At 52.8% G+C, this 23,447-nt stretch carries 14 protein-coding genes; all 14 read right to left on the bottom strand.

Translation table 11 applies throughout. From position 1 onward, the window contains the following. Nucleotides 1–2: 2 nt before the first annotated feature. Nucleotides 3–1,931 (bottom strand): discoidin domain-containing protein, encoded by a 1,929-nt coding sequence (locus tag NSU15_RS22580; RefSeq protein ID WP_339287601.1) that lies wholly within the window; start codon nucleotides 1,929–1,931, stop codon nucleotides 3–5. Nucleotides 1,932–2,740: 809 nt separating this feature from the next. Continuing rightward, the gene (locus NSU15_RS22585) at nucleotides 2,741–3,217 is read right to left on the bottom strand and encodes a GDSL-type esterase/lipase family protein (protein WP_339287602.1); all 477 of its coding nucleotides are present in this window, start codon (nucleotides 3,215–3,217) and stop codon (nucleotides 2,741–2,743) included. Further along, nucleotides 3,214–4,272, bottom strand: a complete 1,059-nt coding sequence (locus NSU15_RS22590) for a glycoside hydrolase family 130 protein (RefSeq protein WP_076148381.1) — start codon at nucleotides 4,270–4,272, stop codon at nucleotides 3,214–3,216. The genes NSU15_RS22585 and NSU15_RS22590 overlap by 4 nt, the downstream gene beginning before the upstream one ends. Before the next feature lie 91 nt (nucleotides 4,273–4,363). Beyond that, nucleotides 4,364–5,308, bottom strand: coding sequence for a DUF1861 family protein (locus NSU15_RS22595; protein WP_339287603.1), 945 nt, complete (start codon nucleotides 5,306–5,308; stop codon nucleotides 4,364–4,366). 208 nt (nucleotides 5,309–5,516) lie between these two features. Next, complete coding sequence (locus NSU15_RS22600) at nucleotides 5,517–6,563, bottom strand: response regulator (protein WP_339287604.1); 1,047 nt, start codon at nucleotides 6,561–6,563, stop codon at nucleotides 5,517–5,519. After that, complete coding sequence (locus tag NSU15_RS22605) at nucleotides 6,563–8,314, bottom strand: histidine kinase (RefSeq protein WP_339287605.1); 1,752 nt, start codon at nucleotides 8,312–8,314, stop codon at nucleotides 6,563–6,565. Before NSU15_RS22605 ends, NSU15_RS22600 begins: the two co-directional genes overlap by 1 nt. Nucleotides 8,315–8,522: 208 nt before the next feature. Beyond that, a complete protein-coding gene (locus NSU15_RS22610; protein ID WP_339287606.1) occupies nucleotides 8,523–10,148 on the bottom strand; it encodes a hypothetical protein in 1,626 nt (541 codons plus the stop codon). Between the two features lie 38 nt (nucleotides 10,149–10,186). After that, nucleotides 10,187–11,875 carry an extracellular solute-binding protein gene (locus NSU15_RS22615; protein WP_339287608.1) on the bottom strand — a complete coding sequence of 563 codons (1,689 nt, stop codon included), beginning with the start codon at nucleotides 11,873–11,875 and terminating at the stop codon, nucleotides 10,187–10,189. 113 nt (nucleotides 11,876–11,988) lie between these two features. Continuing rightward, nucleotides 11,989–12,870, bottom strand: a complete 882-nt coding sequence (locus NSU15_RS22620) for a carbohydrate ABC transporter permease (protein ID WP_339287609.1) — start codon at nucleotides 12,868–12,870, stop codon at nucleotides 11,989–11,991. 15 nt (nucleotides 12,871–12,885) lie between these two features. Next, the gene (locus NSU15_RS22625; protein ID WP_339287610.1) at nucleotides 12,886–13,815 is read right to left on the bottom strand and encodes an ABC transporter permease subunit; all 930 of its coding nucleotides are present in this window, start codon (nucleotides 13,813–13,815) and stop codon (nucleotides 12,886–12,888) included. Nucleotides 13,816–14,192: 377 nt separating this feature from the next. Next, nucleotides 14,193–14,330, bottom strand: coding sequence for a hypothetical protein (locus NSU15_RS22630; RefSeq protein WP_179089147.1), 138 nt, complete (start codon nucleotides 14,328–14,330; stop codon nucleotides 14,193–14,195). An 836-nt stretch (nucleotides 14,331–15,166) separates the two neighbouring features. Then, complete coding sequence (locus NSU15_RS22635; protein ID WP_339287611.1) at nucleotides 15,167–16,135, bottom strand: DUF1861 family protein; 969 nt, start codon at nucleotides 16,133–16,135, stop codon at nucleotides 15,167–15,169. A 23-nt stretch (nucleotides 16,136–16,158) separates the two neighbouring features. Continuing rightward, nucleotides 16,159–18,369, bottom strand: a complete 2,211-nt coding sequence (locus tag NSU15_RS22640) for a GH92 family glycosyl hydrolase (RefSeq protein ID WP_339287612.1) — start codon at nucleotides 18,367–18,369, stop codon at nucleotides 16,159–16,161. Between the two features lie 113 nt (nucleotides 18,370–18,482). Beyond that, nucleotides 18,483–23,387, bottom strand: a complete 4,905-nt coding sequence (locus NSU15_RS22645; protein ID WP_052414693.1) for an S-layer homology domain-containing protein — start codon at nucleotides 23,385–23,387, stop codon at nucleotides 18,483–18,485. Nucleotides 23,388–23,447 lie beyond the last annotated feature (60 nt).

The raw sequence follows: 23,447 nt of genomic DNA on the forward strand, positions 1-23,447 counted from the left end.
CATTAGTTGCTATACACTTCAAAATCATAGATCGAATAGGCATATTGTGTTCCTCTCGCCGTTCCATACATTCTTACATACCGTGCATTGACGGGATTAAAGGTTATATTCTGCACCCCGCCTGTTCCCGATGCAGTCGTATACACATCCGTCCAGCTCGATGCATCATTCGAGATCTGAAGCTTGAAGATGCTTGCATAAGCCCCTTCCCAGCGGATCACCGCCCTGCCCACAGACTGTGCCGCTCCCAAGTCCACATAGATCCATTGGGGGTCTCCGGACCCCGACTCCCATCTCGTGGCTGCCGCTGCATCCGTAACGCCGCCTGCCAGATTGCCGTTTGTGTTCGAGCTCGCCGCCGCCTGCTTGCCCGCAGCCAGATCAGCCGGAGCATACACTTCAAATTCATAGATGGAATACGCATACTGCGTGCCTCTTTCCGTTCCATACATTCTGACGTATCTGGCATTCACGGGACTGAATGCTAGATTCTGCACTCCGCCGGTGCCGGACGCCGTGGTATAGACGTCGGTCCAATTCACCGCGTCCGTCGAGACCTGAAGCTTGAACGCTTTGGCATAGGCCGCTTCCCAGTTCAAGGTGACGCTACCGACCGTCTTGGCCGCTCCAAGGTCCACGTAAATCCACTGTGGGTCCCCGGAACCCGATTCCCATCTTGCTGCTGTCGTCCCGTCCGTAACGCCATTTGCCGCATTGCCGTTCGTGATGGAGCTTGACGTTGCGGTTTTGCCGAAGGCCAGATTATTGGATGGGCGGTATCCGACAAACACGTTGTTGACCAGAATCTTGTTTCCGCTGTACGTTTTCGTTCCGTTTGCCGGAGTGAGTACGATGACTGAAGCCGAATCGGCGGCGATGGAGAAAGACTGCGTTCCGCTTACGTTTGCTTTCAGGACCTTGTCGCTTACGGCATCATAGATATCCACAGGGGACGCGCCTACATTGATATTTACCGTTTGACCGCTGGTGTAGGGATTGTAGTACAAATATGAAGGATAGGCCGAATCATGGAAAAAGTCCGTTTTCAACAAATCAAGCTGCAGAATCTGGCTTACATTGGTCGTCTTCACGATTCCCCCGAAAACGCCGGACAACGCTCCGGAGTAGATGCCAAGGTTCGTATTGTAAGGCCAGTTGTAGGTCAGCGGATCTCCCGTTGCGAATGGCGACTTGCTGCTGTCGCCGATCTTCTGATACCGGAGACCTTCATAAGGAATTGCATGATTTGGGTCGCCCGCCCAGGCACTGTCCTGCTGGTCCGCCCCAATCTGATCCCCGTAGAACAGTCTTGCATTGCTTGCGGCATTCAGCATCCATTTGCCGATGCCTCTAGCGTACCGCTGGTCATATCTCGCCACAGGAACAATGCCCATCGCTGCAGCGAACGTATTCATGGTGAAGGCGTAATTCCCACCATTATCGCCTACCGAGCCCATAAGCCCATCCATGGCATGGCTGCCGAAGCTTCCGCTAACTCCGCCCCAGAGCGGACGGTGGGACGAATTCGTATCGAATGCCCAGTTCATCATTTTGGTGACGTCGTAATTGCCGCCTTGCTCTGCGTTTAAGCGGGAGGCGAGCAGCGGACCCCAGTATTCGAGCACCTCATAAGATGGATTGCTGGATAGATTCTGCAGGAAATCCATGCTCCATTTGGCAGCGTTCAGATAGTCGGTCCCACCGAATTTTTTGTAAGCCCAGTATTGCAGCAGGCCCGCACCGATTGCAGCGTCAGGTTCTGTACGGTTTCCGGTAATGGGAGCATCCGCTCCGAAGTCATAACCCAGATAGTTGAAATTCACGCTGCTTCCGCCCATATCGACAATCGCATCATACCAGCTGTTCGCCGTGTTCTGCAAAACGGCATCCATGGCGGCTGATGGGTACAAATAATCAAGCCCGGCGAACATCAGCGTGGGATAAAGTGCGTACCAGAACTCCGTGCCGGCCGAATTCGAACCTGGATTGTTGTTGATGATGCCTTCGGCGGTATAGTAGGTTCTGGTCATATCCGCGAAGTTGACACCAGCGTAGCCATTGCCGGTCTGATTGCCTTTGTCGATGCCGGTCAGCGCTCCCCCCAGCACAGCCGCCATGCCGGCAACCGCTTCCTGGCCACCGTTCGAAATCGGGTTCTTGGGTCCGACATAGGCCGGAAGCTTAAAGGTGGTCGTGGACATATTCAGATGGGTGTCATCCCACAGGGCGATTGGCTTGTATGTTCCGGTGGAGGCAAAGTCGAACACAGCAGCATCAAAATTGCGGGCTCGCTGGTTCCAGTCAATCATGCTGTAATTAACAGGCTGATTAGGGAGTGTATTCACATAAGTAATGCCTGTCTGGGTGACCGGAGCTGCGGCGGCTGCACCCGGAAAGGCCGTAAATACGGCAGAGATCCCTACGCCTGCAGCGAGCAGTCCTGTCAATATTCGCTGATGATTCATTATCCGAAATCCCCCTTATTTTCTTTTTTAATGGTAACGTTTTCAAACTAAAGCGGATAACCAATCTTCATCCAGCCTTCAAGAGCCGGGTTGGATGAAGATTGGCTTACCCTACAATTAAGTTCCCACGGCCTTCAGCCAGGCTTCGGCGATCCAGCCGTTACCCGCCGCCGTAGGATGAACTCCATCCGGCGACCAATATTAAGGGCCGGTTCCGCTGGCCGCTGCCGTGAATAACCCGTTAAGCGGAACATAGGGCAGGCGAAATTCTCCTGCTAGCTGGCGTATAACCTGGATCTTCGGGTCCAAATCCTCCGCCACGTTCTCTGTGCTTCCCGTACGGGAAGCAGGAAAGGTTCAACGAGAACTATGATTACATTTAATTGGTCCTTGGTGACGGTCAGAAGGTCCCGGTATAACGTGTAGAACTGTTCGGTTCTCAGCGGATTGTTCTCATCGTAGCGTCTCCAGGTATCGTTGATTCCCACAAAGATGGACACGAGCGTAGCCTTCAGATCAAGGCAATCCTTCTGCCATCTACGCGTCAGTTCGATGACTCGATCTCCTCCCACATCCCGATTGAGAAAGATGGCTTTATTGTCCGGATGCTTATAGCCGAACTGGGCGGCGATCACCTGGGCGTACCCGATTCCGAGGTCTAATCCGTCCTCCTGGCGGCGCCAGTTCTCGGTGATGCTGTTTCCCTGGAATAAGACAATGCCGTTTGCCGGTAAGGACCATCGTTGATTCACTCCTTGACCTGTGTGGGGATAAGGGTAGCTGTGATGGACGCCACGGACAACTCCGCATAGCCGATGCTTGTGTCACTTGCCCCATAATACATTTTGAGGAGGCCCTCCTCATAGAGTGCTCCGCACGGAAAGATAACGTTACCGAAGAACCCTTCTGTCTCGTACTCTGCTTCCGGGGACATGAGCGGCAAAGCGCTGCGCGCGAGAACCCTCCACGGCTCGTTCTTGTCCAGCAATAAAGCCCCTATCGAGTACTTGTTGTCGCGGTCCGCCCCGTGGTAAATTTCCAGCCAGCCCTCGTCGATCTCCAGCGGCACCAGGCTGGCGCCGATCCGCCCACCGTCCCACTGCCGTTCGCGTACGCCGATCAGCTGTCGGTGATTGCCCCATTGCATCAGATCGGTGGATTCGGCGATCCAGATTTCCGGCTGACCGTAATGGGAGCAAGAAGGCCGGTGAAGGGCATAATATTGGCCCTGTATGCGCTGCGGGAACAGGACGACATCTTTATTATCCGGATGGAACAGATTACCGTGCCGCTTAAAGCCGATAAAATCCGTGGTAGAAATCATTGAGGCACAAATCCCGTACTCCGATATCGCGGAATAGGTGATATAGTACGTATCGCCGATTTGCGTAATCCGCGGGTCTTCGATTCCATAGCTCTCGTATTTCGTCTCCGGCGTAATCGCCGGCCTGTCGTCTATGCGGAAATGAAGACCGTCACTGCTTCGCGCCACCCTAAAGTGAGAAATCGAGGTCAAATAATTCCGCTCTGACGTCTTGACCACCCGGGGGTCGGAGAAATCGTATTCCGGCTTGCGCGGAATGGCATGCAGGATAACTTCGCCCAATTCCACATCATACAGCGGGGTTAAGTATACCGAAGGGTCCCGGTTAACCGCTGTCTCGGCTACGCGAAGCATAAGGATGACCTCATCGCCAAGACGCGCTACCCCGGCATTGAATACGCCGATAACTTCCATCGCAGAACTGGAAGGACGGATATCCGCCGGCTTTATAATCGGGTTAAGTTTTGATCTGTGCACTTCCATGGTCTGAACACTCCTATTCTTTCGTTACGCATAGAAACAAAGCATCATCAGATGCGAATCCAGGTCGAAAGGAACTCATCAGCAGGCCTCCCTACCGCTGCTCGTATTCTAGAAAAGGATCGGAAATCTCTATTCTGTAGGCTTCGGCATCACTGGCCCCGACATACAACTCGGCCAATCCTCCGGTCTTCCGAACCAGGCCGCCGCTGAAAATAACATCCACCAGATCGGCCCGCTTGCTGTCTCCCTCCGGGAAGTCGGAACGCCGCGCAATGATCTTCAGTGGCGTCCGCTCCAAGGTATCCGGGTTGAAGGCGAAGGTGACCGCATAATAATGCCTATGGCCGCTGCCGTCGAAAGAAGCGATATGCCCCAGTACGCCGATCCGGCCGTCTGCCAGCAAATGTGGTTCATTGGCTCCTCCCCATTCCTCCAGTGCAAACTGGTTCTCAAACAGCGGAGCCGCTTCGATGTCTTCCCGTGTAATATCCGCGAGCGAACGCGCTTTATAGAAGCCGATGCTTCCCCGGCCACCCTTGAGCCCCTGTGGTCTTGTCAGCACGCCAATCTCACCGTCTGCCAGTTCAATGAGACGCAGATCCTTCATGTGATAAGGCCCTTTGAGGAAGGCCCGCAGACTGGCGATGTCCTTGCCACGGTAGAATTGGGTTACCCAAGATACGATATGCTCCGGGTATAGCGGATCGGGAATGACCCGCACACCTCCGAAGATAAGCTCCCCGTTGATCAGGGTGAAGAAAGGGTCCTGCAGCTCATAGGAAGGATAATCGGGATGCGGCACCCAGACATCTTGCTCCTGCCGAAAAAAAACAACCTCGGAATATTCCGTCTCCCGGCCCTCCAGGCGTCCGGCAATAATCTGTTCACCCCGGTCGATGAAAGGTGCGGTAATGTTGTATACGTCCTTTCCTCCCGTTCCTTCAAAACGAAGCTTAGTCCCTTTGAGGGCGTTTCCTTTGCCGTATTGCTCCAGTAACGATAAGGTAGTTTGGATATCGTTTTGTTCGAATTGCATAAAGTGCCTCCACCAGGTTTGCAAGCAAACCCTTTCTATATATAAAAATGATGTTCCGGTGATATAATCATACGCTGGGCATCCTCCGGAACGGGATAGAGGCATTTGCCGCAATCACAGGATTTTTTTATCTGCCTGAGGCGGTCAGCACAAAAAAAAGACCCATCCGGCAAAATTTTCTCCTGCCGGATGGGTCCATAGCGGATATTCAGCTTTTTCGGCTCAGCACACGGTACTCAGACGGTGCTACCCCGTTTTTCATGCGGAAGATTTTGCCGAAGTACTTCTCATCCTGGAAACCCGACTGCTCGGCAATCTGGTAGACGGGATAATTTGTGGTATGCAGCAAGTGCTGGGCCAGCCGGATATTGCGGTCCTGCATATAGTTCACGAATGATACGCCCACAATCTCCTTGAAGCATTTGCTGAAATAGCTGATGCTCATATTAATGGCCTTGCAGATATCACTCTGGCTTAATTTATTGCCTTCATGTCGGCTTATGATATCGAGGGAACGGATGATCGAATCAATCACATCCTCCGAATGCATCGTGCCTCGCAGCAGCTTCATCGCCTCCCAGCGGTAGGAAGACAGCCAGCTCTTGAGATCGGCGAACGAGTTCATTTCCGCAAGCTCCGGTTCCCCTGACTGCAGCTTCTCAAGCACCGGACAGATCAGGCTCCAGTTCCGATGAGCAGTAGCAGCGTGATCCCTCCATTCGGAGAGGCTCAGGCACTCCTCGGAACGGCGCATCAATTCCTCAAATTCCGATTCCTTCACCAGCCAGGACAACCCCTTCCATCGCTTGAACAGCTTTTCCTTCTGGCTGGAATCCTGACTTTCCTGAAGCTTCTCACGTTCCTCGGCTGCAAAGGACTGGTGAATCTGCGTCGATACCCTGCCGAGCAACGCATCAACGGATTGATCGTCAAACTGTGTTTTCACCATATAATCCATGGCCCCGAGTCTGAGCGCCTGCTGCAAATAATCAAAATCCTGATGGCAGGTCAAGACGACGGTGCGGACCTTCGGGTGCTTATCCCTCAACACTCGGATGAATTCAAGTCCGTTCATGCCCGGCATGGAGATATCCGTGAATACAAGATCGACATCTTGGCTTCCTATCACAGGGAGCGCTTCTTCTGCGGAGGAGGCATCACCTACCAACTGCATCCCGTACCGCTCGAACGGGAGTATGCTGATGATGCCTCTGCGAACCAGCGGCTCATCTTCCACCAGATACACCTTAATCATTAGAATCCCTCTCTTTCTAAAGTTGCCGGTATGCGGATGGTAATCACCGTACCTTCGCCAATTTTGCTGTTAATGGTCATTTCCGCCCCGTTGCCGTAGTACACCTCCAGCATTTTCCGCACGTATCCCAGTCCGATGCCCATTCCAGATTTCTCGCTCTTGTCTGTATTCAACAACTCGTTCATCCGCTCCTCCGGAATCCCGTTCCCCTCGTCGGCCACCGTTAGCAATATCACCTCCGCTGTCCGACGCACGGTTACACTGATGGAGCCTTGATCGCTCTGCAGTCCGTGGTACAGCGCATTCTCCACGAGTGGCTGAAGCACAAAGCGGGGAATGGGAACCGCTTCGATCTCCGGGTCCAGCTCCACAGGAATATTGAACCGGTGATCATAGCGGATATTTTGCAGCTCGATATAATCCTGAAGCGCATCAATCTCTTCCCGGATGGTCACGATCATATTATTCTTTTTCAGATTATAGTGCAGCACTCGCGTAAAGACTTTAACCAGCTCGAAGATATCCATCTGGCCCTTCTCCAGCGCAAGGAACTGGATCGTGTTAAGCGTGTTGTGCAAAAAATGCGGATTGATCTGGGACATCAACTTCTCTACTTCAAGCTCCGCTTTGCGGCGCTCCTTGTCCTCCACCTCGGCGAGAAGTCCGGTGACTTTCTGTCGCATCTCTTGAAAGCTGTTGAAGAGGGAATTGAATTCCTTCAGGCGGGTGTGCAGCTGGGGCAGTTCCTTCTGATTGTAGCTGAACAGCTTGATCTCCTTGTTTATATGGCTCAAGGGGCGATAGACCATCCGCCAGATAAACAAGACGGTCATGACTGTGAGCGTCAGCGACAGCAGTGCCGTAAGCAGAAACTGAATCTGCCATTGATTCAATTCTTTCGTATACACGCTCTGCGGAATCAGAAACAGCTCCTTCCAACCGTTCACCCCTTCGGCCGAGAAAGACTTATAGGACTGGAGCCGACTGTCTCCCGTCTTAAGCAGGGTTCCCGCCGAAATCTCCTCCACTTGCGAGAACAGCACCTTACCTGCGGGATTGACTATCAATTGGTTAATGGAAGCGCCGATATCCTTCGAGGACAGCTTGATATCCGGGGCAAACCGAGTTTCCAGGTAAATGTAGAACACATTCCCAAGACTGTACTCTATTTTGCGGGTGAGCGAGAAGACCGCTTCGGGATGGCCCACAAACACGGAAGGATGTGGCCCTTGGTAGGAGAGTTGATTGGCCACGTACAGTGTGGGAAATAAGTTTCCCATGAAATGCTCCTTCGAGATCTCGGCCTGCATCGGCGCGGATTCGAATTGGAACGGCGCTTCGCTGTCCGGGAAATAGAAGAGCAGTCCGTTGACAGTGGGGCTGGAAAAAATAATATTGGTCATCGACTTATCGATGGCGAGATACTGCTCCGTCTTCTGCACTGGATCATTATTATGCAGATACTCGATGACGTCATCCCCCATTCCCCCATCGACTACCAACAGCTGCGAGACACTACTCAAATTGGCGAAAACCTTCTCTAGGGAATCCTTACGTGCATTCACCATTGACTGATAATTGGAACTGATTTTCTCCTCCTGTGCCTTGTACATCCAATAATACGAAGTGAACCCGATCAGGATAATGGGCGTGATTGTAACGATCACGAGCAGAATCCACAATCGTCCCTTCAGTGTATCCGGCCAAAAGAGCTTACGCCAAAGCCGCTTCTCCACCATTCTCATTCCCATCGCCAATCCCCCCGGAACCTAAATTATACAATCGCGGGCGGAGAGGCGTTACCTGCTCATTTGTTCTTATACGCGTGTTTTTTTGTCCGCGCTGCCTCTGAAATCCCCATCCCCGCGTATAATCAGTATAACACGGAAGCGCTACACACATAGAAAAGAGGGCATTCCAGCTATTCTCTGAAATGTCCTCTGAAGGGTTTACAGCCTCCTAAGCTCCAGTCTGATAATCAATGACAATCCCGTTGCAGCGCCTAATGCTGCCTTCGTCCGTTAAGGTTCCATCTTGCGGAATGATAACCGCCAGCACCGCCGAAGACGGGGGCAGCTTGAGCTGGCGTGAATCACCGGGAAGCAGCCTGTGCGCCGCCGCGTCGTACACCCGGAGGTCCGCCGCGCCTTGTATGACGTTCACCGTGACAGGAACGTTAAAAGGATTGAAGTACAGATAAGTCGGAAAGGCTTCCTCCCGGTAATAATCCGTGCGTAGGCAATCCAGCTGCAAAATGCCCTCCACTTCGGTCTTTTCAATGATCCCGCCGAAGAGGCCGACATGCGAGGAACCGTACAGGCCAAGATCAATCCCGCCCCAACTGTAACGGATCGGATCTCCCGTGGCGTAGGGGCTCTGGTAATCCCACCACTTGCGCAGCCCCTCATAGGCAATCACGTCATCCTCGTCAGGAATGTAGAACGAGCAGGACTGCTGCTTGCCGGGCAGGAAAGTCGGGTAGAACAATCTTGCCGCGTTCGCCGCATTCAGCATCCATTTCCCGATATCGTGAGCGAATCGGCTGTCGTAGCGCACCAGCGGCACAAGCGCTGCTGCCAAGGAAAACGTATTGGCAGCAAATGCGTAGCCGCTGCGCTCCGGATCATAATCGGCTCCAGCATTTTCCTTCACCGCATCCCAGCGCTGCCCCCAGTCTGTAAGGCTGCCGCATAAGCCGTGGCAATCATAATCGCCCCACCGCTCAGCCACGATACCCCACCCTGGACGGCAGGCACTATCCCCATCGAAGCACCAATTGACCAGCATTTTCATATCGAAGCTTCTGCCGTGCTGCGCATTCATTCTAGCGGCTGCATAAGCGCCGTAAGGCAGCAGGATTTCATAGAACGGATTCTCGCCTCGCTGTTCCAGCGATAGCAGGCATTCTTCTGCTGCCTCAAGCCTCTCCTGCCCGCCCCAGCGGATATAAGCCATCAGCTGAAGCCAGGCGACACCGGCCGCACCCTCCGGTTCCTTCCACCTTCCGTTGTCCACCGGTTGCATTGTCTCGAAGCTAAAGGCGAGATGATTGAAGTCCGGCAGGCCAGACTCATCCTTCAGCGCCCGGCAGGCCGACAGCCATTGATCAGCAGTCTCCAGCATAATATCATCAAGTTTGCCAGCACCGGGATAATAATAGGCCAATGAATAGAGCAGGATATGCGGATAGATCTCGTACCAGAACGTCCGGCCGGATCTTAAATCCGTGCGGTTAAGAAATAAGTGCTCCCCGTTATCCGTATTGAAGTAAGCCTCAAGCATGACCACCCGGTCTGCCCCACCCGTTCTTTTGTCCAGTCCGGTCAGTGTTGCCCCGAGTACCGCCGCGGCCGTATTAACAGCCTCGTGCCGGTCTCCTCCCCGCTTCATTCCGAGATAAGAAGGTAGACCGAAGGTCTCTGGCACGCCGTTGTGCCCGGTTAAGTCCCTCCAGATCAGGGGAAAGAAGTCCCCTTGGCGGTGTTCATCAAATACCAGTCCGTCATATCGTATGCTCACTTGCTTCCAGTCCCGCATGAGATAAGGGCTGGGCATATCCGGCATGTTCTCAACTTTGGTAATCATCGCTACCGCTTATCCTCCTTTGAGAAGCAGCCTGTGAATTATTGAATAGGATTAGCGTCGAGATAAGTCTGAACCTGTTGCTTGACTTCGGCTTTGATTGTTTCGATATCCGCCTGCAGCTTCTTGTTGCTCTCCCATTTCTGCTCCAGCTTCTGCAGCCCTGCTTTAGGATTCTCTACCATCCCCAGGGTATAACTCAGCTTCTCGGTTGCGATATTGGCGAAATCCGGGTTGGCCAGCTGGTTTTTGACCGGTTCCTGGTTGAAGGCGAAGCCCGTTAACGCCGATTTCACGAAGCTCTTCTCGTCCGCCACATAACGGTAGTAGTCAACCAGCTCATCCGGCACATCCGCCGGCAGGCGGATATAATTCGGGTTGTTCGTCAGAAGATAGCCGGAGAAGTTATAGTTCTGCCCGAGGTCAATCCCTTCCGGATACGTGAATTTATCATCGCCTACGGCTTTCCAGTTGGTTCCTTCGATACCCAGCTCGAACAGATCATGATTAGCCTGGCTTTCGAACAGCCAGTTGATGAAGGACATCGCCCGGTCCGCGTTGGCCGACGACTGCGGAATGCAGAGGAAATTCCAGTAGCGGAAATCGCTGATCCAGGCCGGATTAGGCTGTACTTTATCACGGACGGACTTCTGGTACACGTAGACACCTAACTGCGCATTCGGATTGCCGGCCATAAGTTCGGAGTTCAGGGTCGAGAAGTTCGACAAGCCTTCTGTCATAGCTGCAGCCTTGCCTGCGGTGAAGGTTCCTCTCGCATCCTTGCGGACGATCGGTTCCTTCTCAATATATCCTTTGTCATGCCATTCACGAATGCTCTCGAATGTTGAATAATCCTTCACATTCAGTGGCGCCGGGAAATTGGCTTTACTGGCAAACTTGTCACCCGTCATGCTGATATCCGTCACCTTATTGTCTTTGATGATCATGGTAGCTACCATATCCGGCCCGAGGTTCAGATCCCATACCCCAAGTTTCGGCTTATCGGGCTGTTCCTTCTGATCATCGATGATTCCGTTCGCTCCGTAGTTGCCATCATTCTTAATGACAAACGGGATTACATTCTTGTCGTTCTTGAGTACGTTGTCGAAATAAGCCAGCAGATCTTCATAACTCTTAATGTCGGACATACCGTATTTGGCGGCAAAATCCTTCCGGTAATAAATAGCGTTGACATCTCCGAGGTATTGTCCCAGCGGCACGCCGTAGGTATGCAACTGACCGTCAGCGCCGGTGAATTTGTTGTTATTCAGAATTTTGTCGCCGAAGGACTTCTTCAGTCCCGGATAGTTATCATTATTGAAATAGGAATCCAGATTGGTATAGTTGTCCTGTGCAATGAACGTATTCATATTCATCCACGGCGCATCGAAGGCGATATCGACCTGCTCTCCTGCAGCCAGCTTCAGCTTCAGCTTGTTAACATAGTCAGCTTGCGGCGTGAACGTCACATTCAGCTTCAAATTCAGCGTATCTTGGGTCTGCTTCTCAAATTCCGCTACAATGCTATCGAACTGCTTGGGCTTGTCGCCCCACAGCATCACGTTCAGTGTCATTTCTTTCGGCTTCGTATCTGCCGGGGTAGCACTGCTCCCCGCTGCCGTCGGTTCGGCCGTGTTGCCTCCGTTATTTTTGCCCCCGCCACAGCCACTCATCACGGTCATCAGCATGACGACGGCAAGTGCCGTAACTATTTTCTGCTTTTTTTTCATTCTTAACCCTCCCATGAATGTATGCCTCACTCTATGTCAATCGGTCCTATGTCAATAAGAACACTGGCCGAGATTGACCTTTACATTTGACCCCTACATCTAGTTGCCTGCCTTCACCCTTTAACGGCCCCTACCTTCAGACCGCCCACGAAGTAGCGCTGGAGGAACGGATATAAGAAGATGATCGGCCCCACTGTCGCAATCGCCGTCGCCAGGCGCACGGTATACGCCGGTGCGACCTGGCTGGTGGATTGCGCGCCGGCTACGGCGATGTTCTGTGCCATGTCCACATTACGGATAATCTGCATGATGATGTATTGCAGCGAGAACAAATCCGGGTTGTCGATATACAGCATCGCCGGTGTCCAGGACGACCAGTAACCAAGGGCATAGAACAGGCCGATCGTAGCCAATGCGGGCAGCGACAACGGAAGCACAATGGACCTGAGAATGCGGCTCTCTCCCGCTCCCTCCAGCTTGGCCGACTCGAACAGCTCCTTCGGAATTTCATTGAAGAAATTACGCATCAGGAACAGGTTCCAGGGCGACAGCAGCGCCGGCAAAATATACACCCAGATGGAATTCTGCAGATGCAGATATTTGGTCGTCAGGATATAGCTGGAGACCATTCCGCCGCTGAACAGCATGGTAAAGTAGAAGAACATCGCAATGTGGGACGCATAGTACAGTCTCCGCCCGGAGAGCGCATAGGCCGCCATGCTGGTAATGACCAGACTGAGGAACGTCCCGACAACGGTGATGAAGATGGTAACCGTATACGCACGGGGAATTGTACTCGTCGTGAAGATGGCTTTATAAGCCGATACGGACATTACACTGGGAAACAGCTTGTATCCGTCCCGGAGCAGCGTTGATTCATCCGTAAGCGAGCTTGCCAGAACAAGCAGGAAGGGATAGAGACACGCTAATGCGAATACAGCGATGAATACGTAGAAGAACACGGTCATCCATTTGTCGTAGATTGAATTTTTCATGTATATACCCTCTCCTTAGAATAAAGCCGAATCTTTATCGAGCTTCCCGGCAAGCTTATTGGCAACCATCACAATGATGAATCCGACAACCGACTGATAGAGAGCAATCGCCTGGGTCATGCCAAGAGATCCTACCGTGCGGAGAGAGCGGAATACGTAAGTGTCAATGGTGTCAGTTGTCGAGAACAGCAGGGAATTATCGCCGATCAGGGAAAAGATCATTTCGAGATTGCCGCCGAAAATATTGCCGAGACTCAGCAGGAAAAGCATCGAAATGGTGCTCTTCAGCAGCGGCAAAGTGATGAGGAAGATACTCTGGAATCTGGAGGCACCGTCGATTCTGGCTGCCTCATACAGCTCCTTGTCGATTCCGACAATGGCAGCCATATAGACAATTGCGCCGAATCCAGTCGTTTTCCACAAATTCATAATAACGAAGATCGGAGGCCAGACTCCTGCATCAGTGTAGAAGCTGATCGGCTGCATGCCCAGAAAGTCCATCAGCTTGTTGATAACTCCTGTATCCGCGCTGAAGAAGGTAACAGCGAACAGCCCGATAATCGGCCAAGAGATGAAATTGGGCAGAATCATCACGGACTGCATCGTTTTGACCGCAGCGTTCTTGCCAAGCTCAGTCAGCATAATGGCCAGGGTGAGCGACATGACCGTGCCCGTTATGATGAACAGGATGTTAAAGACCACCGTATGCCCGGTGATGACAATCCAGTTCTGTCCCCTGAAGAAGAATTCAAAATTACTGAGTCCGACCCATTTGCTATGAAAGATTCCTTTAAGGGGGTTGAAGTCCTGAAAGGCGATAGCAATGCCGATGAGCGGCAAGTAAGCGAATACAATACTGAACAATACCGCTGGTATGGTCAGCATATAGAGATATTTGTTGCGCAGCAGATCCCGGGGGCCCTGGAACCGGTTGGCCGGTTTCATATTCTGTCACTCCTTCCATAGTTCTTCCCGGCTAATGTCCGGGGAGTACTTCTATTATAATTTCCGAAAGCGCTCTCCCGTTACCTGACGGGTTATCGGGATACGGGGGTTATTTTCGTCCAAAGCTGTCTGCACACAAAAAAAACAGCCAAACTGACGAAGAATTCACTCCGTCCGTCTGGCCGGCAAACCGGCTTGGCCACCCCATGCCTTAGGGTTCCAGGTCATATGATTTTTTCAGTTTACCTAGATACTAGTTTAGAGGCAGACCTTAGGGATGAAGCTGTCCGTCCGGTCCGGTAATTGTATTATTGTCTAGATACATGCCGCTGAAGGCGCGCTTCAGTCCCGGATAGTCGCCGCTCCCGAAATACAGATCAAGATTCGCATAGCTCCCCTCCGCGATAGAAGTCGTTCATGTTCATCCACGGTGCATCAAACACTAAATCTACCTGTTCACCTGCGGCGAGTTTCAAATGGAGCATATCTATCGTCTGCTGCTCGAATTTGGCCATCACCACGTCGAACTGCTTGGCTTGTCTCTCCAAAGCGTAATATTTAATGTGGCAGGATCCGCACTGTCAGCTGTCGATTGCCGTTGTTGTTCCCGTCAGCATTGAAACAAGACTCAGCAGACCTCCGTTTTGTATAATTAAGAACGAGAGCATAAATGAGCGTGCTGTGAACCTTTTCATAGGCAACTCTTCAATTCTTCCAGCATACGTTTTCATCCCTACCAATATAATCTGAAACTGCCTGACGGAAATTTTCCCGGTATGGATACATCCCACGTAAGCACAAGTGGGAACGGCTCTGCCGTCCTTTTTAAGACCGGTACTGTTTCAGTGAGAAATCGAAGGATAATTAATAGCGTTAAGCCTATAAATTCGTATATTTTCAAAAAATCCGCCAGTTGTATTGGCGGATCAAAAATGGATGCAGAGAGAATAACCAGCAGAATGAAAAGAACTACTTACGGATAATTCCTCCACGAAATAAATATCAATACTATTTGACTTTCCTACAAATAGGTTTTCCATAATAACAACTCTATAAAAGGAAGAGGACATCACAAATATATTCATAGGGTATATTTTTCTGACATTATCCCTGTCCGCGCAACTTGACCCATTCAATGCGGCGCAATAGGTCAAGGGGCTGTGAGGAGGGGTTCATGCCTGCCTGGTTGGTTGGCTGGGGCGATAGCTGCCGATATATTTACCTTTATTCTGCTCTCCTTAGGTAGGCTGCTTAAGGCAGGCAAACTAAGCGGCATCAAACGCACCTAAGCCTGAAGTCCCACTGCAGGTATCCGGTGGGACTTCAGAATAGAGCAACTGAGAGAAAATAATTACCCCTTGAGGGTGGACAGAATTTCCCCATATCCTTCAAAAGGATAATCGATCACAATTCTTCCGGCCTCGGCATCGCTGATTCCGCTGTACAGATCCGCTTTGCCGTCCTCGCGCATCACAATGCCGGCAGTAAAGGCACAATCGATCAGGCTAGGTCTTTTGGCCGGTCCAGCCGGATAGCAAGGACGGGTACCGATGATTTTGAGCTCCTGTGCCTGATGCGTTTCGGTATCGAATACAAAGCTGATGTTCAGATACACTAGGATATCCTGGCCGTCTTCGCCTTTGTCCAGATAGCTTTTATGCCCGATGACGCCAACTTTTCCGCTGCTCAGCAAGTAAGCCTGGTTGCAGCCGCCCCATTCATCCTTCCCGAACAGGCCGTCAATCACCGGAGCGGTCTCGATCACCTCCGCCGTGAGTTCGTCCAGACTGTTAATGATCGCAAACCCGACGATGGATTCACTGCCGTAACGCTTGCGGATTTCTTCGCTCCGTGGTCTGGAGAACACTCCAATCCGCTTGTCCTTCAATTGAACAAGGCGAATATCCTTCATGTAATCCGGGCCGGTCGTGAAATAATAGAGATCATTCAGATCCGTGCCTCTGTAAAAATAGCCGTAGTAGGTCTCTCCCTTGCCCTGCTTGTAGCGGACATGGGTGCCTCCCAGAATCATCGTTCCGTCCATGATGCTGATATACGGGTCCTCCAGCTGGTAAATCATGCTGTCTTGAACCAGCGTCCACTCGTCTTCCCCGGTCTGCTCGAACAGTCTCACCCAGGAACGCGCCCACTCCTCGCGTTTTTCCACACGGCCGTAGATATAGGTTTTATCTTCCCACGGAAAGGGGAGGGAGGGATTGTAGACATCGAACCCCTCGACTCCGTGAAATTGCAGCTTTTTGCTGTCATAAATCATTTTGGTCTCTTCGAATTGCTTTCTTTGTTCCTGAAGGTTCATCATCGTTGCCTCGTTTCTTGTAGGATTTATCGCCGGGCGGACAAAGAGTAGGGAAGTTCCTTATTCGCTGACGCCCGCTCATCCGGTTCAGCGGACAGCTTGAATTGAATGGTAGCTCCTTGCGTCAGCTGTTCATGGGAGAAGTACAAGGCTTGATGTTGCTGCCCGTTCAGCTTGACATCCTGCACGTAGCAATGGCCTTCCGCCTGGTTCTCCGCCTCCATGCGGATTTCCTTCCCGTTCTCCAGATGCAGGGTGATTCGTTCGAAGACGGGACTGCCGATTACATATTCGGGAACGCCGGGACAGAACGGATACATCCCCAGGCTAGCAAAAATATACCACGCGCTCAGGCTGCCGTTATCTTCATCGCCGGGCAGTCCATCCGTCTCGGCGCTGAACAACTCCTCCGCCGTTTTTCTCACCCAGAACTGGGTTTCGGCTGGCGAGCCGATCACTGCGAAAATATAGGGAAAATGAAAGCTCGGCTGGTTGCTGATGGCAAATTGCCCGAAATTGACAGCAGCCATCTCCGACATCTCATGAATCTCGATGTCATAGCCGCCAGTTTTGAATTCCGGAGGAGCGGTCATCAGCTCCTTCATCCGTGCCAGAAGCACCTCTCTTCCGCCCATCTGTTCGGCCAGCCCCAGCATGTCATGCTGAACGGCCCAGCTGCTCTGCCAAGGCCCCCCTTCACAGTAGGCTCCGCCCCACTTCAGGAGATCGAACGCCTCCAGCCAGCTTCCATCCGCTTTCCTGGCCCGCATGAAGCCAATCTCAGGGTCAAGCAGGCGGGTGTAATTGCCCGCACGGCCGATCAGCAGCTCGTAATCTTCCCTTCTCCCCAGATCCTTTGCGACCTGGGCAACACAGAAGTCCCCGTAGGCATAATCCAGGGTGCTGCTGACACTTTCATGATAAACATCCGCCGGCAGGTATCCGTATTTCTCATAGGCCTCGAAGCCCTTTCTTCCGAAACGGGGGTCCTTGGAAGCCTTCAAGGCATGCTTGCGCAAGCCTTCATAGGCGAGGTCAGTATCAAAGCCTTCGATTCCTTTGGCATACGCATCAGCGAACACAGCATCAATCAGCGTCCCCGGCATGGCGCTACGTTCACCCGGCGAGCACCACTTGGGCAGCCAGCCGCCCTCTTGATAGGCATTGACATAGGATTGCAGAATCTCGCCCAACCGGCTTGGAAAGAGCAGGCTGAACAAGGGATACGAGGTCCGGAACGTATCCCAGAACCCGTTGTCGCAGTACATCGGCCCTTTCTCAATCTGTCCGTTATATGGACTGTAATGGATCTGCTGCCCGTCCTCCGTGAATTCATGCCACATCCGGGGAAACAGACAGGTCCGGTACAGGCAGGTATAGAAGGTGCGGAGCTTGCGTTCGCTCCGGTCCTCGACCTGAACCCGGCTCAGCGTATCTTCCCAGGCCTGCGTCGCCTCCGCCCGGACAGCATCGAAGGATTTGCCGCCGATCTCCTGATTGAGGTTGGTGATGGCCTGCTCAATGCTGATGAATGAAGTGCCTACCGTAAGCCCCGCCTCGCCAGACTCCGGCAGGCACAGGCCGATAAAGGCTCCGACACGTTCACCGGTTCCGCTCAATTGAATAACAGTCGCCCCGTCCCCTGTGAAGGTGCCGCAGGCCTCTACATCAAAGTCGCAGTCGAAATCCATCACGAAATACATAGCGAAGTTCTCGGGAACACCCTCCGAATTGGCCCGGGTGTACCCGCTCAGTCTTCGGGCTGCAGGGTCGATCGTAACCGAGGATTCGCCTGCAAACGGCACGGCGAGCATTCTCGCCTCCTCACGCTGCGTGAACTTCATGCGAATGCTCGCACAGCGCTCTGTCGGGCTTAGCTCCAGAGAAGCACGATAGTGCCGCAATGAAATACGGAAATAGTCGGGCTTAACCGTCATGTCCTCCGGGCGAAAGGAGGACGAACGCTGACTGGCCGGCAGGGCCAGTACCCCGCTCTGCGGCATCAGAACGAGATGTCCATAATCCCTGATCCATGGACTGGGCTGATGGGTCAGGCGAATCCCTTCGAAATGACGGTGATCGGGATGGAAGAACCAGCCATGGCCGGCTTCGTCCGTTTGCGGACTCCACGCCGCCATGCCGAATGGCCGGGCAATGAGCGGAAGCGTATTTCCGTTAGAGAATCGAAATGTAGAGGCTGTCCCCTGCAGAGGATTGACATGCTGTAATAAATTCAAGATAAAACACCAACCTTTTCTTCATGTTCTATTTCTAAAAAACAGATGAGGCTGAGATTAGATAAACAAAACCTAGAACAGCGATTGGCTGCTAGGTTTTGCTTCATTACTCTTTATCGATTGCTTTGATAATCCTGTATCCGCAGCAGCATCGCTACTGCTTCCGCTCGGCTTGCTGTAGCATTCGGCACGAACTTGCCCTCGCCGCGACCGTTTACGATCCCGAGTTGGTGCATGGCTTCAGCCGCAGCCTTCGCCCACTTCGGAATGGCTGCGCCATCCGCGAAGCTGGTTGCGTCTTGCGCATTCAGCGGCAGCTCCAGCGCTCTCGCGATCATCGCCACCATCTCCGCACGCGTGATACGCTCGTTCGGCTGGAAGTTGCCATCCGGGTAGCCGCTGACGATTCCAGCTGCCACTGCCTCCGTCACCGCTTCCCTTGCCCAAGCGCCGATCTTCGCTTTATCCTCGAAGGCGAGAGTTGAGCCTTCCCCTTTCCAGCCAAGCGCTTTAGCCAGCATCACCGTGAATTCAGCCCGGGTAATCGCAGCGTTCGGTTTAAACGTGCCATCCGGGTAGCCGGTGATCAACTGCTTGCTCACCGCGTTGCGGATAGCATTCTCGCCCCAATGTCCGGCGATGTCCGTGAACGTAACAGCAGGCTGCCCCGGATTCGGTTCGACCGCCTTCTTCCCGACCGACATTACTGCAAATTTCGTAAAGTGGTTCACTACAGCCGTCATCCACTCTCCATTCACGACTCCGCCTACTTCTATCCATTCCCTCTTCTCTTCATTATAGTAGAAAATGGCAGCTCTCTGATTCGCACCTACCTTAGCCGGATCAAACTTCATCGTGAGGATGACCGATTTGCGGAATGGCCCCGGCACATTCTTCGTCATCTCATAAACAGAGCTGATGAAAGCTCCTTGATCGGCTTGCGGTATAGCCGCCGTCGCGAGCTTTTCAATGATCACTCGCAGTTCACTGTTCGCCGCACCTACCGGAAGCGAAACCATCACGTCTCCGTTCAGGCTCACTTCGCCGGATTTTCCGCTCGGGATAACAATGCTGCCATTCGTGGAGATGACCGTAGACAAAGCGCTAGTCCCTGTGCTACCAGAATCACCTCCGTTATCTGGCGTTACCGGAGCAAGCGGAGTCACAACAGCCATGTTCGAGAACGCGCTCTCCCCGGCCGCATTCGCGGCCTTCACCGCGAATGCATAGCTCATGCCGTTCGTCAATCCAGGTACCGTATAAGCGGTGGCCGTAATACCCGCCTCGACGAGTTCCCGTGATCCGGGATCGGCTGAGGCCTTCCCTCCCTTATAGCGGTAGACGGAATAGCTATTCGCCCCAGTGGCGGCACTCCAACTCAGAACCGTGCTTCCATTCCCTGTCGCAGCGCTCAGGTTTCGTGGCGCTGCCGGAACTTCCGGCAATGTCGCACTCGGCACTCCGATGATCACGTTGGAGAAGTCACTCTCCCCGGCCACATTAACAGCCTTCACCGCGAACGCATAGCTCGTTCCGTTGGTCAATCCGATTACCGTGTAAGTGGCCTCCGTTACGCTGGTAGTCAGCTTCCACTCGGCCGGATTGACCGGGGCCGATACACCTTCATACCGGTACACCGCGTAAGTAACCGCATCCGCTGATGCGTCCCAGCGAAGCCGCACTTCTGCGTCCCCTGCCACTCCGGTCAAGTTCACCGGGGCGAACGGAACCGTATGTGCTTCACCGGTGGGAGTCGCAACCACAGCGGGGGAGAAGTCGCCTACCCCGGTTAGATTAACCGCTTTGACTGCAAAGGTATAATTCGTTCCATTGGTCAGTCCCACAACCGTATAGGTCGTCGGTTTAAGGTCCGCTTCTACAAGCTGCCAAGCGCTTGGATCGGCAGGCGCCGCGTCGCCTTCGAAGCGATATACCTGGTAGCTGTCCGCATTCGGAACGGCATCCCAACGAAGCGTGACCTTCCCATCACCCACCAGCGCAGTCAGATTTGCCGACGCTTCCGGAACTTCCGGATTCACATAATCGGTTCCCCATTGAACGGTCGCACCGGTTTGCACTGTGATCGGGGAAAATGCGCCAGGTAGTTTCAGCGCTTCTCCGGATAATTGAATGGTCGCACCGTTAATATCCGTGTCGAAGATCTTCCCCATCCATGTCAGTCCCGCGACTCCACCGGTCGCTCCGGGTAACCGAACAAAGGCGGGAGCTCCAAGGTCCATACGATATCCATTGGCCATCCATACGTTATCGATGAGGTTAACGATTCCAAAGAGAGAAGGATAAATACTCGTCGCAATTGGAATGGCGTTGATATCGTCCGAAGACTTCTCGTATACCTCAGCGAAGGTCTTCGTTCGCACGATATCGCGGGTGACGGAATGAATGAATGAGGAGGCTTCCTCACTTAACCCGTGATCCAAGAGACCGTAAGTCATATATTGAGCGTTAGGTGCTTTAAGCCCTTTGAAACCTGCTAACTGCATCTCCGGGTTATACTCCGAGTGGAAGCGGTCCACCAGCTCATTGACATAATATTCGGGAAGTCCGAGCACATGGAGACCGGTGGCCACAGAACTGGTCTGTCCGGTGAGGTCGGGTCTACTTCCGTCCAGCCAATGCTTATAGAGGGTTGTCCCTTTCTTCGGGAAAAACCAGCTCTTGTAATCCTCGGTCAGTTTCAACCCCGAGTTTGCCCACTCTTCTGCATCGGCCGTTTTGTTGAGGCTCTCGGAGATTTGCCGCGCATATTCATAATCGATAATGAGCGAGATGACAAATTCCCCGTCCCTTTCATTCGGACCGCCGTCGCCGAAACTCCAGCGCAGATTGTTGGCAGCCCAGCGCAGATGCTTGACCAGATTGTCATAGATTCCTGCCAATCGTTCCTTGTCCCCGGTGATCTGATAGAGTATCCAGGCGGTCTGGGCCTTCCGGGCCGGAAGAGATTCTCCTCCCAGCTTACCGTCCGACTCGACACCTGCCATCATCCCTTCGAAGGTCTCCCAGGCAATATCCGGCTCCACATAAGCCAAGAACTGCATACCGAACAGAGAATCCCAGCTTGCCGAAGCTTCTGCTCCTTGCGGTCCGGACGTGTACATCGAAGGCTTCCCGGTGGCAATCTGCCGATGTGATCCCCCACACTCAGGTGTTGGCGGCAGTATATTTTGGGAAAGCCCGATCCATGCCATATAATACATTTGCTTCACATCTTCGGAAGTAACGCCGACTTTATTGACATGGAGAATATCGAAATCCTCAACCACCGGCACCTTAGCAAGAAATTCGTCCCAGTATGTTGCATACTTGGCTCGGCTGGTTGCAGCTCCTTCAAGCGTCGCCGCCGCTGTTGCTCTCTGCGCGGCCGTATCGACGGCGCTCGCGTCTCCACCAACGGCATAGCCGACGCCGACGGCATAATCTCCCTTCCCAAGCAAGGTCACAACCCAATAACCGGAGCCCGAAGAAGGTGTCTTCATCGCGTTGCGTCCCAAGCGCACATCATTTGCCGATGTGAAGAAAAACGGAACCGCATCTTGAGGTAAAGCGATGGCGTACGTGAAATCCCGATCCTTGTCAACGACCGTCAACACGTTCCCCTCGGCTGCAAAGGTTGCGGAGCCGGAGTACTCGCCAGCGACCGCGATAGCTCCGGCAGACAAGTCGGAGTGAATTGTCCGTGTCACCGATTCCGTGTCAAAGAAAAGATCAGAACCTGTAACCGCACCTGCAGAATAGGTTCCGTTATAATCGATCGCCTCGGGGCGCCATATCGTCTGCGACGTAGTTGCCGTATTTAGCCAGCGGTCATCGGAGTGAATAGCTAAATGATCGATTTTCGTCCATGAGCCCTGTCCGCCAACCTGGAAAATCTTGATCTTGAATTTTTTGACTCCCGACCAGCCTGTGATTCCGGCCAGATCGTAGGTAAATACTCCGGTATCCGAAGTGTCGCCTTGGAGGGTATAAGGCTCATACTGCCCGCCGGTATTGAGCTTGATGGCCCACTTTCCAGTGGTCTCCGGAATTTTCACACTGAGCGATGGCGTCTCGCTGAGATTGACAGTCACTTCACGCTCAATCGCACCGTAGCCATCATTCGATCTGATCGTGATTTTGCCCAGCCCGTCTTCATAATTCATAACGGTTTGATTGCCGGCGCTTTCAGCGGTTTTCCACAGTGTGGAAGTAACGGAATCGAAGACATCTTCGAACCCGATCTGCTTGCCCTCATAGGGATCCTTAGTATTTGTTGGCGGAACACCTTGAAATTGTAGGGAATCAAATTCGGCCGTATTCCCGTTTCCGCCGCTAACAAAGAGCATCACCTTGAAGGTCTGGTTGCCCGTCAATTCCTTTGTCTGAGGCAATGTCCTCAAATCGAACAGGAAGGAACCGGTTTGGGTCGTGTCCTGCTGAACATCCCGCTGATAGCCTTTATCGATTTTGAGTGCCCATTTACCGGTTGCTTTCGGCACGGTCACTGACAAGTAGGGCGAGTCTGTAAGGTTCAGGGTGATTTCCTTGGACGTGACGCTTCCCCAATCGCCGGTTGTCGTTACCACTGCGCGTCCATCTGTCGCAGAGGCGGTTACACCGGAAGTCTGCCAATCATTGGCGGAGAGATTGTCAAACGGCTCATTAAAGACGACCGGTTTTTGTTCGACACTGGGAGGCAGCATTCCGCTTGCTTGGAAGGTCTCCAGCAGCCGATCCTGTACCTTGGCTTTTCCTTGTACGTAATAGCCGCTACCGAGCGGAAAATGCGCGCCGCCGTCCGGATGGTTGCCCGGGTTGAGAACAATGCGAGAATCCGGGATGGACAGCCATCGTTGCTGCGTTGCCGAGCTGTCCGCAAGCTGGGCCGAGGTCATTGAAAGTGTCGAAGTCATCCCGCTTTCTTGCACCGGTGATGCGTAAATACGATCAACAAGATTCACAGAAAATAATGAAACGGTCAAAGACAAGGCTAAACAAGCACTTATCATTTTTTTCATGTGATTTTCAACCTCCTGAGTTCAAACTGAAGCCCGCCCCTCTTCTCTGCGGAGCTTCAG

Source organism: Paenibacillus sp. FSL E2-0201 (assembly GCF_037963325.1).
Lineage (GTDB): Bacteria > Bacillota > Bacilli > Paenibacillales > Paenibacillaceae > Paenibacillus_AQ.